This window comes from Streptomyces sp. NPDC019224 (genome assembly GCF_040632605.1).
GTDB lineage: Bacteria > Actinomycetota > Actinomycetes > Streptomycetales > Streptomycetaceae > Streptomyces.
The window spans coordinates 17,805-32,957 of the sequence record NZ_JBEYCF010000028.1 but is presented as its reverse complement, the minus strand read 5'-3'; the positions used below and the strand labels follow the sequence as shown (position 1 = coordinate 32,957).

At 72.1% G+C, this 15,153-nt stretch carries 14 protein-coding genes and 1 pseudogene; 5 read left to right on the top strand and 10 right to left on the bottom strand.

Annotated elements, in window-relative coordinates:
- The first annotated feature begins 831 nt into the window (after positions 1–831).
- Positions 832–1,250: pseudogene (locus ABZ564_RS19305) on the top strand (diadenosine tetraphosphate hydrolase).
- Here the strand turns inward: ABZ564_RS19305 and ABZ564_RS19300 are convergent.
- From ABZ564_RS19300 to ABZ564_RS19280, 5 genes are all read right to left on the bottom strand, one after another.
- Positions 1,234–1,392, bottom strand: a complete 159-nt coding sequence (locus ABZ564_RS19300; protein WP_360857545.1) for a hypothetical protein — start codon at positions 1,390–1,392, stop codon at positions 1,234–1,236. The pseudogene ABZ564_RS19305 and the gene ABZ564_RS19300 overlap by 17 nt on opposite strands.
- 62 nt (positions 1,393–1,454) lie before the next feature.
- Positions 1,455–2,405 carry a cytochrome c oxidase assembly protein gene (locus tag ABZ564_RS19295; RefSeq protein ID WP_360857542.1) on the bottom strand — a complete coding sequence of 317 codons (951 nt, stop codon included), beginning with the start codon at positions 2,403–2,405 and terminating at the stop codon, positions 1,455–1,457.
- 119 nt (positions 2,406–2,524) lie between these two features.
- Positions 2,525–3,550 carry a 6-phosphofructokinase gene (locus ABZ564_RS19290; RefSeq protein ID WP_360857539.1) on the bottom strand — a complete coding sequence of 342 codons (1,026 nt, stop codon included), beginning with the start codon at positions 3,548–3,550 and terminating at the stop codon, positions 2,525–2,527.
- A 167-nt stretch (positions 3,551–3,717) separates the two neighbouring features.
- Entirely contained in the window at positions 3,718–4,446 is a 729-nt protein-coding gene (locus tag ABZ564_RS19285; protein WP_360857536.1) for a glutamine amidotransferase, read from the bottom strand.
- A 34-nt stretch (positions 4,447–4,480) separates the two neighbouring features.
- Positions 4,481–5,719, bottom strand: a complete 1,239-nt coding sequence (locus ABZ564_RS19280; protein ID WP_360857533.1) for a MurT ligase domain-containing protein — start codon at positions 5,717–5,719, stop codon at positions 4,481–4,483.
- A gap of 388 nt (positions 5,720–6,107) precedes the next feature.
- Between ABZ564_RS19280 and ABZ564_RS19275 the strand changes: the two genes are divergently transcribed.
- Positions 6,108–7,274: an alanine--tRNA ligase-related protein gene (locus ABZ564_RS19275; RefSeq protein ID WP_360857530.1), complete on the top strand. Its 1,167-nt coding sequence runs from the start codon at positions 6,108–6,110 to the stop codon at positions 7,272–7,274.
- A gap of 48 nt (positions 7,275–7,322) precedes the next feature.
- Here the strand turns inward: ABZ564_RS19275 and ABZ564_RS19270 are convergent, their stop codons facing one another.
- A complete protein-coding gene (locus tag ABZ564_RS19270) occupies positions 7,323–8,525 on the bottom strand; it encodes a right-handed parallel beta-helix repeat-containing protein (RefSeq protein ID WP_360857527.1) in 1,203 nt (400 codons plus the stop codon).
- Positions 8,526–8,894: 369 nt separating this feature from the next.
- Here ABZ564_RS19270 and def point away from each other — a divergent pair, with 369 nt between their 5' ends.
- Entirely contained in the window at positions 8,895–9,440 is a 546-nt protein-coding gene (def, locus tag ABZ564_RS19265; RefSeq protein ID WP_360857524.1) for a peptide deformylase, read from the top strand.
- 19 nt (positions 9,441–9,459) lie between these two features.
- Here def and ABZ564_RS19260 read toward each other — a convergent pair whose 3' ends face one another.
- Positions 9,460–10,110 carry a TetR family transcriptional regulator gene (locus ABZ564_RS19260; RefSeq protein ID WP_360857521.1) on the bottom strand — a complete coding sequence of 217 codons (651 nt, stop codon included), beginning with the start codon at positions 10,108–10,110 and terminating at the stop codon, positions 9,460–9,462.
- 168 nt (positions 10,111–10,278) lie between these two features.
- On the opposite strand from ABZ564_RS19260, the gene ABZ564_RS19255 reads away from it, so the two are divergent.
- Together ABZ564_RS19255 and ABZ564_RS19250 are read left to right on the top strand one after the other, a co-directional pair.
- On the top strand, positions 10,279–11,505 hold the full coding sequence (locus tag ABZ564_RS19255) for an acyl-CoA dehydrogenase family protein (protein ID WP_360857518.1): 1,227 nt from the start codon (positions 10,279–10,281) through the stop codon (positions 11,503–11,505).
- Positions 11,506–11,661: 156 nt separating this feature from the next.
- Positions 11,662–12,060, top strand: a complete 399-nt coding sequence (locus tag ABZ564_RS19250) for a hypothetical protein (RefSeq protein ID WP_360857515.1) — start codon at positions 11,662–11,664, stop codon at positions 12,058–12,060.
- 20 nt (positions 12,061–12,080) lie between these two features.
- Here the strand turns inward: ABZ564_RS19250 and ABZ564_RS19245 are convergent, their stop codons facing one another.
- The 3 genes from ABZ564_RS19245 to ABZ564_RS19235 all read right to left on the bottom strand — a co-directional run bounded on the left by ABZ564_RS19245 (position 12,081) and on the right by ABZ564_RS19235 (position 15,050).
- Positions 12,081–12,569 (bottom strand): glutathione peroxidase, encoded by a 489-nt coding sequence (locus ABZ564_RS19245; protein ID WP_360857720.1) that lies wholly within the window; start codon positions 12,567–12,569, stop codon positions 12,081–12,083.
- 35 nt (positions 12,570–12,604) lie between these two features.
- A complete protein-coding gene (locus ABZ564_RS19240) occupies positions 12,605–13,147 on the bottom strand; it encodes a GNAT family N-acetyltransferase (RefSeq protein ID WP_360857512.1) in 543 nt (180 codons plus the stop codon).
- A gap of 151 nt (positions 13,148–13,298) precedes the next feature.
- Positions 13,299–15,050 (bottom strand): cation:proton antiporter, encoded by a 1,752-nt coding sequence (locus ABZ564_RS19235; RefSeq protein WP_360857509.1) that lies wholly within the window; start codon positions 15,048–15,050, stop codon positions 13,299–13,301.
- Positions 15,051–15,153: the final 103 nt, after the last annotated feature.

Genomic DNA, 15,153 nt, shown 5'->3' with positions numbered 1-15,153 from the left:
CTGATGGCATTGGGGGAGAAGGGAGGGGGTGGAGTGTGCAAGTCTTGATTGTGGGAGCGCTCCCAAGGTGGCGTGGCGACAGGCACCTGTCAAGGGTTGAAGCACAACTGGCTTACGGGCGTGTGAACACGGCCATACGTCGAACGGATGCTCCGCGCGGTGGAGTTGACGGCGGGTAACAGGTTGCGACCGGGCAGGTGGTGATGCCCGGCGGTGCCTTCGCAGGGTGTTCGCAAACGCATGCGGGGGCCGCCGGGGGGCCGGATGCCGACCTCGGATGTGCGCACGCGCGCTCACCCAGGGTGAGGCGCGCCCCCGCCGCGGCGACGGGTTCCCCAGCGCACCGGGTGGCGGCGAAGTACCAGGGCAGGGGCTTGGGGCAGGAGCGAGGGGAACCCCCGGCCGGGTGCGCGCCGGTCCGGCGACGGCGGCCGCCCGCCCGACGAGGCGGACGGGGAGTGACGGGAGGGGCAGGGGCGACGGCGGTCGACGGGGCGTTTGCGATGTTCGCATCACCGCCGTCGGCCGCGAAGGTCTACGCGGCACCGTGAGGGAGACCCCGCGCGGCGGGCGGGGCGGCCACGGGGTCCGGCCGCCCGGAAGGAGCGGGCGGCGGCCGGTCGCCGTATGCGCTGGTTCACCTCGGTGTAACGCTGCCGGAATCGCAGCCGGCCGGGCCCGGCCAGGCGCGTGGGAGCGCTCCAGTCCACGGGTCCGGAGGCGTCCGGGACGCGGAAAACCCGCGAGGTGATGGGGCTGCAGTCGTCGCCCATGACGGACGGCTGGCGGTAGGACCGCGTCGGCAGCGCGCTCAGGGGTGAGAACCCGACGGTGCTCCGGAGGCTGGAGGCGGGGTCCGCCGTGATCGGGGAGGCGCGGTTCCTGCCGGGCTGCTCGGTGCTGCTGGTGGACGACCCCGCCGTGCAGCGGCTGTCCGAGCTCGCGCGCACCCGGCGGCCGGTGTTCCTGGCCGACATGGATCGACTGGGCGAGGCCGTCGAACGGGCCTGCCGCCGCCTCGACCCGGCCTTCCGGCGCGTCAACCGGAAATCCTGGGGAGCACCGATCCGTTCCTGCCCGCGCACGTGTGGCCCCGCTTCGACGGAGAACCGCCCGAACGCGTGGGAAAGCCCGTATGGCTGTACCCGCCCGAGCGGTGGAGCGGCGAGGCTCACACGCCGGCCCCCCGGCACGCCGCGCCGCGCGAGGCGATCCGCGAGGAACCGGACCGCCTCAGGACTCCTGCGTAGCCACCATGCCGATCGTGATCAACCCCAGCACCACCCAGCCGAACCAGAGCCAGCCGTTGCTCCCCAGCGCCACCGTGTAGGCGGTCACCACCACCAGGGCACCGGCGGTGAGTATTCCCATCGTCTTCGTGGATCCGGACATGCGCGCACCCTCCTAGGCTCGCGGCCGTGGATGCCATCGTCACCCGGAAGGAGGGTCCGCCGCTACTGTCCGCGCGCCTGCAACGACGCGAGATACGCGTTGTACGCCTGGAGCTCCTGGTCACCGTCGCGGTCCGCCGCCCGGTCCGAGCGCTTCGCCGTCCGCTGTTCCGAGCGGTACCACTGGAACACCAGGGCCACCAGGACCAGCACCGAGGGGATCTCGCTGAACGCCCAGGCGATGCCGCCCGCCGCGCTCTGGTCGGACAGGGCGTCGATGCCGAGCGAGGCCGGAGGGTTCTCGTACACCTCCACCATCGGCGTGGAGGCCATCATGAGGGCGATCCCGAAGAACGCGTGGAACGGCATCCCGGCGAACAGCTCCAGCATCCGCATCACATAACCGGGCCGGTGCGGCCCCGGGTCGACTCCCATGATGGGCCAGAAGAAGAACAGGCCGACCGCCAGGAAGTGCACCATCATCACGAGGTGCCCGGCCGTCGAGCCCATCAGGTAGTCGAAGAGCGGGGTGAAGTACAGGCCGTAGAGGCTGGCGATGAACAGCGGGATCGTGAAGGCGGGATGCGTGACGATCTTCATGTACCGGCTGTGCAGCAGCATCAGGAGCAACTCGCGCGGCCCCTTCGTCCCCCGTGGCGCGACCGGCAGGGCGCGCAGCGCGAGCGTCACGGGTGCGCCCAGCAGCAGCAGGATCGGCGACAGCATGCTGATCACCATGTGCTGCACCATGTGCACGCTGAACATGACCATGCCGTAGTCGTTGAGCCGGGTGCACATCACCAGCGCGATGGTCAGCACACCGACCACGAACAGGACCGTGCGGCTCACCGGCCACTCGTCGCCGCGCCTGCGCAGCCGCAGCACCCCGTACCCGTACAGGAGCACGGCCAGGACGCAGCCGGCCAGGAAGAACGGGTCCGCGGAGAAATGGAGCCCGCGTCCCAGCGTGAACGGCGGCAGGTCCATGTCCATGCCGTGCCCGCTGTGATCCATCTGTTCACTCCCGATGGGAACGCCGGGACGTCCCCGTTTCGTGCTGGTTGTCCCGACCAGAGTAGAACCGCCCCCGGCCGCGGATGCGGCCGGGGGCGGTCTCGGGTCGGGGCGTCGGCTCAGAGCACGCACTCCGCCTCGGCGTACCGGGCGGCGGGAACCGTCTTCAGCGTCTCCACCGCGTGGGCGAGGGGCACCAGGGTGATGTCCGTGCCGCGCAGCGCCGTCATCATGCCGAACTCACCGCGGTGCGCCGCCTCCACCGCGTGCCAGCCGAACCGGGTCGCGAGGACCCTGTCGTACGCGGTCGGCGTGCCGCCGCGCTGGACGTGGCCGAGGATCACCGGGCGGGCCTCCTTGCCGAGGCGCTGCTCCAGCTCGACGGAGAGCTGGGTCGCCACGCCCGTGAAGCGCTCGTGACCGTAGACGTCCTTGGCGCCCGACTCGAACTCCATGGAGCCCTCGCGCGGCTTCGCGCCCTCCGCGACGACGACTATGGCGAACTTCTTGCCGGCCGAGAAGCGGCGGCCCACCACCTCGGTCAGCTCGTCGATGTCGAAGGGGCGCTCCGGGACGACGATGGCGTGCGCACCGGCCGCCATGCCCGAGTGCAGGGCGATCCAGCCGGTGTGGCGGCCCATGACCTCGACGATCATGACGCGCTGGTGCGACTCGGCGGTGGTCTTCAGCCGGTCCAGCGCCTCGGTGGCGACGCCGACCGCGGTGTCGAAGCCGAAGGTGACGTCGGTGGAGGCGATGTCGTTGTCGATGGTCTTGGGCACACCGACGATCGGCAGCCCCGCCTCGGAGAGCAGGTTCGCCGCCTTGAGGGTGCCCTCGCCGCCGATCGGGATGATCGCGTCGAGGCCGAGATCCCGGACGTGGCCGCGGGCCGTCTCGACGCCCCCGCGCAGATGCGCCGGCTGGACCCGGGAGGAGCCGAGGATCGTACCGCCACGGGCGAGGATGCCGCCGACGGCGTCCAGGTCGAGCTTGCGGTAGTCGCACTCCAGGAGGCCCCGCCACCCGTCGTGGAAGCCGATGACCTCGTCGCCGTGGTCGACCACAGCGCGGTGGACGACGGACCGGATGACGGCATTGAGGCCGGGGCAGTCGCCGCCGGAGGTGAGCACACCAATTCGCATTGCCCGGGAAACCTTTGCAACGTGGGCCGACGACCGGACCACGTCGTCCGGTTGGATCCCCGCCACCCTACCGGCGCAGGGTGGCGGGACCGAACCGGGCGTCCGCCTGCTGGACGCCGCTCAACTGAGCCGGGCGCCCCTCATCGGACGGCAGGTGAAATACCTGGTCAGGCGGGCTGTGTGGCCGCCGCGACGCGCTCCGCGCGCAGCGCCTCGTACCACCGGTCGTCGGTCGGCGGCAGGGCGTTCACATCGAGGGCCAGCTTCAGCAGCAGGTCCGCGATCATGGGGTTGCGCGCCATCACGGGACCGTGCATGTAGGTGCCGAACACCGTGTCGTTGTACGCGCCCTCGGTGCCGTCGCCCGTGCCGTTGCCCCGGCCGAACCGCACCTGGGCGAACGGGCGCGCCGTCGGCCCGAGGTGCGTGATGCCCTGATGGTTCTCGAACCCGGTGAGCGGCGGAAGGCCGAGGCGCGGGTCGATGTCCGCGAGCACGTCGCCGACGCACCGCGCACCCTCGCCGCGGGTCGAGACCACGTCCAGCAGACCGAGACCCTGCTCGCGCTCACCGAGGTCGTTGATGAACTCGTGGCCGAGGATCTGGTAGCCGGCGCAGACCGAGAAGATGATCGCGCCGTTGGACGCGGCCCGGCTGAGCCCGCCGTCGCGGCGCAGCCGCTCCGCAGCGAGCCGCTGCGGCCGGTCCTCGCCGCCGCCGATCAGATAGATGTCGCCCGACGTGGGCACCGGCTGGTCGCTGCGCACGTCCACGCGCGACACGTCGAGGCCGCGCTGACGGGCCCGGCGCTCCACCACCAGCGCGTTGCCCTGGTCGCCGTAGGTGCTCAGCAGGTCCGGGTAGACCCACACCAGCCGCAGGCTGTTGTTGCTCATGCTTCGTCCTCTCCGGAGGGGCCCGGGGCCGGGGTCAGTTGCCGACACGGCGGCGCAGATCCTGGAAGGCGGTGTAGTTGGCGATGACCTCGATGCGTCCCGGCGGGGCCTGGCGCACGGCCTCGTCGAGGTTCTCGCAGACCCGGAAGTCGAGTCCGGCCACTTCGAGACGGACCGCGAGGTCCAGCTTGCGGTCGCCGAGCACGAAGATCGGGTGGCCCGCGAGCTGGGTGTAGTCCACGTCCCACAGCCACGAGGTGTCCGTGCCGTCCGCGCCGCGCGCGTTCACGGACAGGATCACCGGGGTGGGCGGCGGGTCGATCAGCGAGAACGTCTCCAGCCAGCCGGCCGGGTTCTTCGCCAGCAGCAGTCGCAGCTCACGGCCGAGGAAGCTCACCACGTCGTAGCGGCCGGCGACGGCCTGCACCTGGTACATGCGCTCCAGCGCGACCTGGGGCGGCACACCGAAGACCGCGGCGACGGCCGCCGAACTCGTGGCGTTGGCCTTGTTGGCGCGGCCGGGGAGCTGGAGGTGGATCGGCCACGCCGAACCGTGCGGGTCGAGCACGTAGTCGCCGTGCAGCACCCAGCTCGGCGGCGGACGGCGGAAACCGCACTCGCCGCAGAACCAGTCGTCACCCGGACGCTGCATGACCCCGCCGCAGGACGGGCAGGACCAGGCGTCGTCCTTCCATGCCTGTCCGGCCGCGACCCACACCACGTTGGGGGAGGAGGAGGCCGCCCAGACGATCAGCGGGTCGTCGGCGTTGGCGACGATCACGGACTTCGAGCCGGACAGCCCCTCACGCCACTTCTCGGCCAGCATCCGTGTCTCCGCGGCCCGGTCCAGCTGGTCGCGCGAGAGGTTGAGCAGCGCGATCACCTTGGGCGTCGTGTCGCGGGCCACCCCGGCGAGGTACTTCTCGTCGACCTCGATCACGCCGTACTGCGCGTCGGAGCCGCCGGCCAGCGCCGACGTGATGCCCGCGGGCATGTTGGCGCCGAGCGCGTTGGAAACGACCGGGCCCGCGGCGCGCAGCGCCTCGGCGATCAGCCGTGTGGTGGTCGTCTTGCCGTTCGTCGCCGACACGAGGATCACGTCCAGGTGCTGCGCCAGCCGCCCGAGCAGGTCGGGGTCGAGCTTGAGCGCCACCCGGCCGCCGATCACCGATCCGCTGCCCCGCCCGGCCGCCCGCGACACCGCCGCAGCGGCCTTGCCGGCCGTCACGGCCAGCTTGGCCCGCGGCGACAACGGCTCCGTGTTGCCTGCCATCGTCCTAGATCCTCCTTGCATCGGTCCGCCGCCCAGCCTATCGATGTCCGGCACTATGACCGCACGGCGGCACCGTCCGGCACGTGGACTTCCCGGGAATGGAGGACGCGTGAGGGCGCCGTCGCGTTCTCCACGGGCCCGCCGGCGTCGGGAATCCGGGTGCGCGGGCGGCCGGGGGAGCGTTACCGTCGGCGCATGGACGTCAACGGCATCACCACCACCGCGACCGCGCGAGCGACCAGCTCGCCGGTTGCCGCCGTCTGACTTTCCCTTCCCACGGCGACCGGAAACGGTCCGTCGGTGGTGCCGCGGCGTTTCTCCCGCGGCCGGGTGACTGAGCGGTTCCGTTCTCCGGCGCCTCCCGCGATCATGCGAAGGAGCCGTCCCCATGGACACGGAACACCTGGCCCGTACCTTCACCGAGTACTTCGAGGAGCGCGGCCACCGCCGCGTCACCGGCTCCACCCTGTTGCCTCCGCCCGGCGACCCCGTGCTCTTCACCACATCCGGGATGCACCCGCTCACCCCGTACCTGGAGGGCCGCCCGCACCCGCTCGGCAGCCGGCTGGTCAACCGGCAGCGGTGTCTGCGCACCACGGACCTGGACGAGGTCGGCGACGCCACCCATCTGACCATGTTCGAGATGCTCGGCAGCTGGTCGCTGGGCGACTACGAGGGGCCGCGCAGCCTGGAATGGGGGTACGGGCTGCTCACCGAGGGCCTGGGCATCGAGCCCGGCCGGCTGCACGCCACGGTGTACGCCGGTGACGAGCGCACCGAGCGGGACACCGCCTCGCTGCGGATGTGGCAGGGGCTGGGCGTGCCCGTGGAGCTGACCGTCGAGGACAACTGGTGGTCCAACGGCCCGGCCGGGCCGTGCGGCCCCGACTCGGAGATCTTCCTGTGGAGCGGCGAGGGGCCGCCCGTGTCCACGCCCACCGGGGACGACCGCTGGGTGGAGGTGTGGAACCACGTCACGATGAGCCACCGCCGGCTCGACGACGGATCACTGGTGCCGCTGCCGCGGCGCAATGTGGACACCGGGCTCGGTCTGGAGCGGCTGGCCTCGCTGCTCCAGGGCAGGCGCTCGGTGTTCGAGTGCGATGTCTTCGACCCCTGGCACCGGCTCGTACCGGCCCTGTGGCCGCTGGACGAACCCTCGCTGCGGCTGGTCTGCGACCACCTGCGCTCCGCCGTCGTCGTCCTCGGCGACGGGGTCCGCCCGGCCGCCACCGGGCGCGGGTACGTGCTGCGCCGCCTGCTGCGACGGGTCCTGACCGTGCTCCGGCGCGACGACCCGTCGCGCACGATCGGCGATCTGCCGCCCGAGCTGGTCCGGCACACCCTGGACCACTTCCGTCAGGAGACGGACCCCGGCGGGGTGCTGCGGGTGCTGGCCGACGAGGAGCTCCGGTTCGCCCGGCTCCTGGAACGCGGGCGGCGGGTGCTGGCCCGGCCCCGGTTCCGCGGGCCGCTGACCGAGGAGGACCTCCACTACCTCCACGACACCCACGGGCTGCCGCGCGACCTGGTCACGGGCCTGCGGGAGGAGTGAGCCGAAAGCGGTGCCGGGGGCGCCCGCCCCCGGCACCGCGGACGTGCGTTACGGAGTGACCACGGTCCCGCCGAAGGACACGACCAGGTGGCCGTCGGAGGCGAACGACCAGTCCAGGGCGCCGTCGTACGCGGAGCACCGCGAACCGTTCGACCCGGACCAGAACTGGTTGGAGCCGTCCGCGTTCCCGACGGTCTTGTCGTTGGAGCCGTCGCCGCTGCGGCAGGAGGTGTTGCCGCGGAACACCGAAGTGCCCTGGTCGAAGGAGAAGTTGCGCTCCGCGTTGTCGATGCCGATGTTGTCGGACACGGTCATGGAGCCGGGGTTGCTGTTGTACGTGAAGCCGTGGTGCCCGTTGTTGTAGGCGATGTTGCGCCGCACGATGTGGTTGACCTTGATGTCGTCGCCGCCGAGCTTGAACCCGTTGCGGTCGCCGTCCTCGTTCACGGTTCCGTCGGAGAGGGTGCCGTTGTCGTAGCTGAGGGAGTCCTCGATGGTCACCGGGCCGATGGGGCCGGTATCCGTCTTGGTGTACAGGTCCCAGCCGTCGTCGATGTTGTTGTGGGAGACGGTGTAGCGGAAGACGTTGCCGGGGCCCGCGGTGAGCTTGGCGGCGAACCCGTCGGCGTCCTCGCCGTCGGAGTCGGCGTTGTCGTGCGACTCGGAGCTCAGGATGAGGTTGTTCGCGGGCCACTCGTCGTCGGGGGTGGTGGAGGAGATGCGGGAGATCTGCAGGCCCGAGTCGTGGTTGAAGCGCGTCACGACGTGCTCGATGACGTTGTCGCTGCCGCCGACGAAGATGCCGTTGTCGCCGGCGTGCTCGACCGTGAGGCCGTCGATGTGCCAGTAGTCGCCGTTCACGGCGAGCCCGCGGTTGGCCGGGTCCTCGCTCATCTCCGAGAAGTTCAGCACCGGCTTCTCGCCCGGGTAGGCGGCCATGGTGGTGCGGGCGCTCGACGTGCCGTCGTTGCCCGGCGGGACGGTGACCGTCTGCCCGTAGCGGTAGGTGCCGCCGCGCAGGTAGATCGTTCCGCCGGCGTTCACCCGGCTGATCGCGGAGGCCAGCGTGGTGGGGTCCGACTCGGTGCCGGCGGCGTCGGCGGTGCCGTCCGGGGCCACGTACAGCGCGGTGGCCGCCAGGGGTACGGAGGCGGCCCTGTGGGGGGTGGTGGACGCCTGCGCGGTGGTGCCCGAGAGGACGAGCGAGCCGGCCAGCAGGCCGGCACAGGCGAGAACGGGCTTGAGTTGCATGGTCGACTCCAAGTGGGGGGAGTGAATCGAAGGGACTGGCGCTCCGCGTGGTGCAAGCGCTTTCCATCGACCGTAGAGTGGCGCCATGGGCACGTCAATGGTCATGCATGTGTTTCGCAATCGGATATGTGAACGCCCTGGAGGGGCTGCGCGAGGGCGTACGGGCGCGGCGGACGGGCCGTCGCCTCCGCCGCCACGAAGTCCGCACGGCACCGGTGGCACGGCCTTCACCGCAAGGGCGCCGGCCGTCCCCGCCGTGGTCTTCCGCATGACGTCAGGTCGCCCGGGTGACCGTGACAAGGGTGTTGACGCAGGCCCGGCGGGCCGTCCGGCGTCGACGGAGGCTTGGCGGAACGTACGATGACCGCCATGCGCAACCGCCCCATCCCCGGCAGCTCCGGAATCGTCCGCACCATGGGCCTGCTCGGCGACCCGGTCCTGCACGCGCCGTGCGAACCGGTCACGGACTTCGGCCCCTCGCTCGCCCGGCTCGTCGAGGACATGTACGCCACGATGTACGAGGCCCAGGGCGTCGGGCTCGCGGCCAACCAGATCGGGGTGCCCTCGCGGGTGTTCGTCTTCGACTGCCCCGACGACGAGGACGTGCGCCACCTCGGGCATGTGGTCAACCCGGTCCTGGTGGAGGCGGACGGGGTCACCGTGCGGGGGTCCGAGGGCTGCCTCTCGCTGCCGGGCCTGGAGGCCGGTACGCCGCGCTTCGACCACGCGGTCGTCGAGGGCGTCACGATGACGGGCGAACCGGTGCGGATCGACGGCACCGGCTTCTTCGCCCGCTGCCTCCAGCACGAGTGCGACCACCTCGACGGCCGGGTCTACACCGACCGGCTGACCGGGCTGCGCCGGGCCCGGGTGCTGCGCGCGGCCCGCCGGGCGCCGTGGGGGTGCGCCGGCTGACCGGCGGGTCGACGATCCGTCAGAAGCCGGGGCCGCCCGCGCGGTCGTCCGCCGCGGCCAGCCTGCCCCAGAGGAGGTCGGCCAGGCTGCGGACCAACTGCTCACGCGAGCAAGGGCGTTCGCCGAGCCACCAGTCGCCCGCCGCGTGCATCATGCCGACGATGCCGTGGCCCCAGATCCGGGCCATCGCCTCGCCGTCCGGGCCGAGGTCCACCCGCTCGGCGATGACGGTGGCCAGTTCCTCGCCCAGGCGGCGCAGCAGCGGTGCGGAGTGCCGGCCCACGTCGAAGCCCTGCTCGGGGGAGGGGGCCGCGTCGTCGGACGGGTGCATCAGGAAGCGGTAGACCTGGGGGCGGGCCTCGATCGCCGCGAGGTAGGTGTCGAGCGTGGACTCGACCCGGTCGCGCCGGTCGGCGGGGGCGTCGAGTGCGGCACGCAGGGCGCTCAGCAGCGCGTCGGTGTGCCGCTTGGCCAGGGCGCGGTAGAGCCCGCCCTTGTCGCCGAAGTGCCGGTAGAGGATCGGCTTGGTGATCCCCGCCTCCGCCGCGATGGCGTTCATCGAGGCTCCGGGGCCGTCCCTGAGTACCACGCGGTCGGCGGCCTCGAGCAGTTCGCGGCGGCGGCGCTCGGCCGTGCTCCGCCGGCCCTCGGCCTGTCGTGTGGTCTCCATGTCGTCTCCCGCCCCTGACCGTGCTGTCCGTCGTGCCTGCGCAACGTAACACCCTGTCCGGCGGGGTGCGGATGGCGTCTCATGTGGTTGACAGAGGCTACTTGCCGGTAACAGACTGTTGTTACCGCTAGTAACGATGCGTTTCGACGGCAGCACGTGGAGGGGAACATGGCCGAGTTCACGCTTGAGCTCAACGACGACCAGAAGCAGGTCCGTGACTGGCTCCACGGCTTCGCCGCGGACGTGATCCGCCCGGCCGCTTCGGAGTGGGACGAGCGTGAGGAGACACCCTGGCCCGTCATCCAGGAGGCGGCGAAGGTCGGAATCTACTCCCTCGACTTCTACGCCCAGCAGTTCTTCGATCCTACGGGGCTCGGCATCCCGATGGCCATGGAGGAACTGTTCTGGGGCGACGCCGGCATCGCCCTCTCCATCGTCGGTACGGGCCTGGCGGCTGTCGGGGTCCTCGCCAACGGCACCGAGGAGCAGATCGGCACCTGGATCCCGCAGATGTACGGGGACGCCGACGACGTGAAGGTCGCGGCCTTCTGCTCCTCCGAGCCCGACGCCGGCTCCGACGTCGCCTCGATGCGCACCCGCGCGGTCTACGACCGGGCCAAGGACGAGTGGGTGCTCAACGGCACCAAGACCTGGGCGACCAACGGCGGCATCGCCAACGTCCACGTGGTGGTCGCGGTCGTCGACCCCGGGCTCGGCTCCAAGGGGCACGCCTCCTTCATCGTGCCGCCGAACACCCCCGGCCTCTCCCAGGGCCAGAAGTTCAAGAAGCACGGCATCCGCGCCTCGCACACCGCCGAGGTCGTCCTGGAGGACGTGCGCGTCCCGGGGCACTGCCTGCTCGGCGGCAAGGAGAAGCTCGACCAGCGCCTCGCCCGCGCCCGCGAGCGTGCCGCCACCGGCGGCGAGCGCGTGAAGAACGCGGCGATGGCCACCTTCGAGGCGTCCCGCCCGGCCGTCGGCGCCATGGCCGTAGGCACCGCCCGGGCCGCGTACGAGGTGGCGCTCGACTACGCGAAGACGCGGACGCAGTTCGGCCGCCCGATCATCGACAACCAGGGCGTCGCCTTCCAGCTCGCCGACATGCGGACCCGGATCGACGCGGCCCGGCTGCTGGTCTGGCGCGCCTCCTGGATGGCCACCACCGGCAAGCCGTTCGAATCGGCCGAGGGCTCCATGTCCAAGCTGTACGCGAGCGAGACGGCCAAGAAGGTCACCGCCCAGGCCGTCCAGATCCTCGGCGGCAACGGCTTCACCCGCGAGTACCCGGTGGAGCGCATGCACCGGGACGCCGCGATCTACACGATCTTCGAGGGCACGAGCGAGATCCAGCGGCTGGTCATCGCCCGCACCCTCTCCGGCATGCCCATCCGCTGACCGCGCCTCGCGACCCGCGCACACCATCGGCCCCCGTATCCCGGCGCACTGCCGGGAGGCGGGGGCCGGCCGCGTCCGCCGTCACGATGGTGTGCACCTGCCATGTACCTGTAGATTCCCCGTGGAGATCGTGACCGGGTGATGGAGGGAGCAGACATGCTGGGGTCCGATGCGGGACGGACCGTGGCGGTCGCCGTCGCGGCGTTCGGGCTCGTCCTCACCGGGCAGACGACGGCGTCCGCCGCGCCCCGGACGGTCGAGGCGGCCTTCGGCGGATACGGGGAGTGGAACGCCGACCCGTACGGCAGCGCCCCCGGCGACTCGATCCGCGCCTGCGACACGACGGCCGACGGCTGGAGCATCGAGGTGAAGCTCGACATCGGCCGCGACGGCACCTGGGACCGCACCGCCACCACCCGCGGCCACACCTCGCCCTACTGCACGCCGTGGAAGACCGGCAACCTCAAGGAGGGCACCCCCGTCCGCGTCCAGGTGACGAACGTGGGCGGCGATGCCACCTACCCCAAGGGCTCCCTGCTGCTGAGCCACGCCTGAGCGGCGGACCCGCCCGCCGGTCAGGCGGGCAGCTGGGCCTCGATCGCGGCCACCAGCTCCGGGGCATCCGGCTCCGTGCGGGGACGGAGACGGGCCACCGGCTCACCCGCCGGGGAGATCAGGAACTTCTCGAAGTTCCACTGCACGTCCCCGGCCTCGCCGTCGGCGTCCGCGAACCGGGTCAGCTCCCCGTACAAGGGGTGCCGGCCCTCGCCGTTCACCTCGGTCTTCTCCAGCAGCGGGAAGCTCACCCCGTACGTCGTCGAGCAGAACGTCTCGATCTCCTCCGCGCTCCCCGGTTCCTGGCCGCCGAACTGGTTGCACGGTACACCGAGCACGGTGAGCCCGCGGTCCCCGTACTCCTTCTGGAGCCGCTCCAGACCGGCGTACTGCGGGGTCAGACCGCACTTCGACGCCACGTTCACCAGCAGGACCGCCCGGCCGCGGTAGGCGCCCAGCGTGGTCGGCTCGCCGGTGAGAGTGCGCAGCGGAATGTCGTACAGCGTCATGAAGGTCTCCTCGTCGGTGTCTTCCGGGGCCATTCTCACCCCCGGGACCCGTCCGGTACGAGACCGACCGCCTTGTAGTAGAAGGTCGTCGGCTTCAGCACCCCGGCCGGGTCGGCCGCGTAGTCCGGGACGGACCCGCACTCCGTCCAGCCGGCCGCGCGGTACAGCCGCTCCGCCGGGCTGCCGCTCTCGGTGTCCAGGACCAGCAGCGTGATGCCGTCCTCGGCCGCCGCGCGCTCGACCGCGGCCAGCAGCTGCCGGCCGAGCCCGCGTCCGCGCGCCGACGGACGGACCATCAGCTTGGCCACCTCCGCGCGGTGGCGGGCGTTGGGCAGCGGTGCCCGGACCAGACCGATCGTGCCCGCGATGCGCTCCCCGTCCCGGGCGACCCACACCTCCAGCTGCCCCGCCTCCACGGAAGCGGCCCGGGCGCGCCACCACTCGGCGGCCGCGCCCCGGTCCAGGGGCGCGAGGAACCCCACCGACGAGCCGCCGTCGACGGTCTCCACCAGCAGGGCGGCCAGCTCATCGGCGTACGTGACCAGTTCGGGCCCGGACACCGGGACGATCTCGGTCATGGGAGGTCCTTCCACGGAACGACGGGGATCAGCGCCGACGACGCCCGTCCCCGCGCGTACCGGCATACGGCGGCGCGATTCTAACCGCCGGCCGGCGGGCGGCCGGGCGCCGCCTCCTGCCCGCCGCACCGCGCGAAGGCCCGACAGGGCCTCACGCCTCCCTCAGCAGTACGAGCGTGTCACCCGGAGCCGGCTCCGGGCGCGCGCTGTCCGTGACCGGGACGAGCCGGCCCTCCGGACGCACCACGAACAGCACATGCTCGCCGGCCGCCGGCGGGCCGTCCGCCCTCCGCGTCACCACCCGGGCCCCGGCCTCGTACTTCCTGGCGATCTCGGGCCGGGTGAGGCCCGCCCCGAACAGGGACTCGGCCCCCGCGTACGGGGCCACCACGCCATGGCTCGCGGAGGGCGGCGCGAGCCGGCCCACCATCCCCTCGACGCTCTCCCGGAGCGTGAGCGAGGCCAGCGCGTTGAAGTCGTCCTCCCCGGTGAGCAGCAGCACCGAGGTGATCCCCTCCAGCTCCGCGCCGGTGCCGGTGGCGGAGGCGAACAGCTCACCGGGCGCCAGCTTCAGCCCGGCCGCCTCGATCCGCGCCCGCTCCTCGTCCCCGCCCGCCCACATCAGCACGTCGAGCCCCGCCGTGCTCAGGGCACACGCCAGGTCGACCGCCCAGGGCGCCCCGCCCACCAGCAGGGGACGGGACCGGGCCGGCCGCAGCACCCCGAGCCGCCGCGCCACGGGGAACGCCGTCAGACCGTAGAGCGTGACCGTCGCGACGATCACCACGAACGTCGCGGGCAGGATGCGCTCGGCACCGCCGATGTGCTGCGCGGTGAGTTCGGCCGAGAAGGTGGAGGCGGTGGCCGCCGCGACGATGCCCCGGGGCGCCATCCAGCCGATGAACCACCTCTCCCGGGCCGATACGTCGGTGCCGGCCGCCGCGAGGTGCGCGATGAGCGGCCTGGTCACCAGGACGAGCAGGGCGACCAGCGCCAGCGAGGGCAGCACCACATGCTGCAGCGACGCCGGGGTCACCGTCGCCGAGATGGAGACGAACAGCAACCCGATGATCAGGGACACCAGCGTCTCGAAGAACGGCCGGCGCGTGGGCAGGTTCAGGCCCGGCAGGCTGCCCATGGCCATCCCCATGACGACGGCGGAGATCAGCCCCGTGTCGTCGCGCAGCGCGTCACAGGCGGCGGCCACCCCGACCACGGCGGCCAGTTGCAGTGACGTCGCCAGCTCCTCGCTGAGCCGCACCCGCCCCAGCACCAGCCACAGCACCCCCGCACCGGCCGCGCCCGCCCCCATGCCCACCGCCGCGCTGGACAGGAAGTAGCCGACCCCGCTGCCGAACCCCGGCCGATCGCCCGCCAGGACCCCGTGGAAGACGAGCGCCCCCAGAATGCCGCCGACCGGATCGATCAGCGAGCCCTCCCAGACGAGAATCCGCCGCAACCGCTCGGTGGGCCGTACGAAGGCGAGCAGCGGCCCCACCACCGTCGGGCCGGACACGACGAGGATCGCCGCCAGCATGACCGCCGCCTGCGCCGACATGTCCAGCACCGGCACGGCGAACAGCGCGGCGGACACCAGCGTCAGCAGCGATCCCAGCCACAGCAGCCGGATCACCACCCGCCGGTTGTGCCCCCTGAGCCGCTTCAGGTCCAGCCCCAGGCCGGCGTCGTACAGGATCACCGCCACCGCCAGCGACACCAGTGGCGAGAAGGAGGCCCCCAGCAGCCGTGCCGGATCGATGTCGTCGGTGAGCACCCCGGCGGTGAACCCGGCCGGCAGCAGCACGAGCAGCGCCGGCACCCGCAACCGGCCCGCCAGCAACTGCGACCCGACCGCGAGGACCACGATCAGCCCGAGTCCCACGTACACCTGATCCGCCGTCATCGACCCGCCTCCTCCGGCGCGCCCCCGGGCGCCGGACGCGACCCGCACAGCAGCGCGCGCGACCACCTTCCGCGCCACCGCACGCGACGGCCGCGAGGGCTCG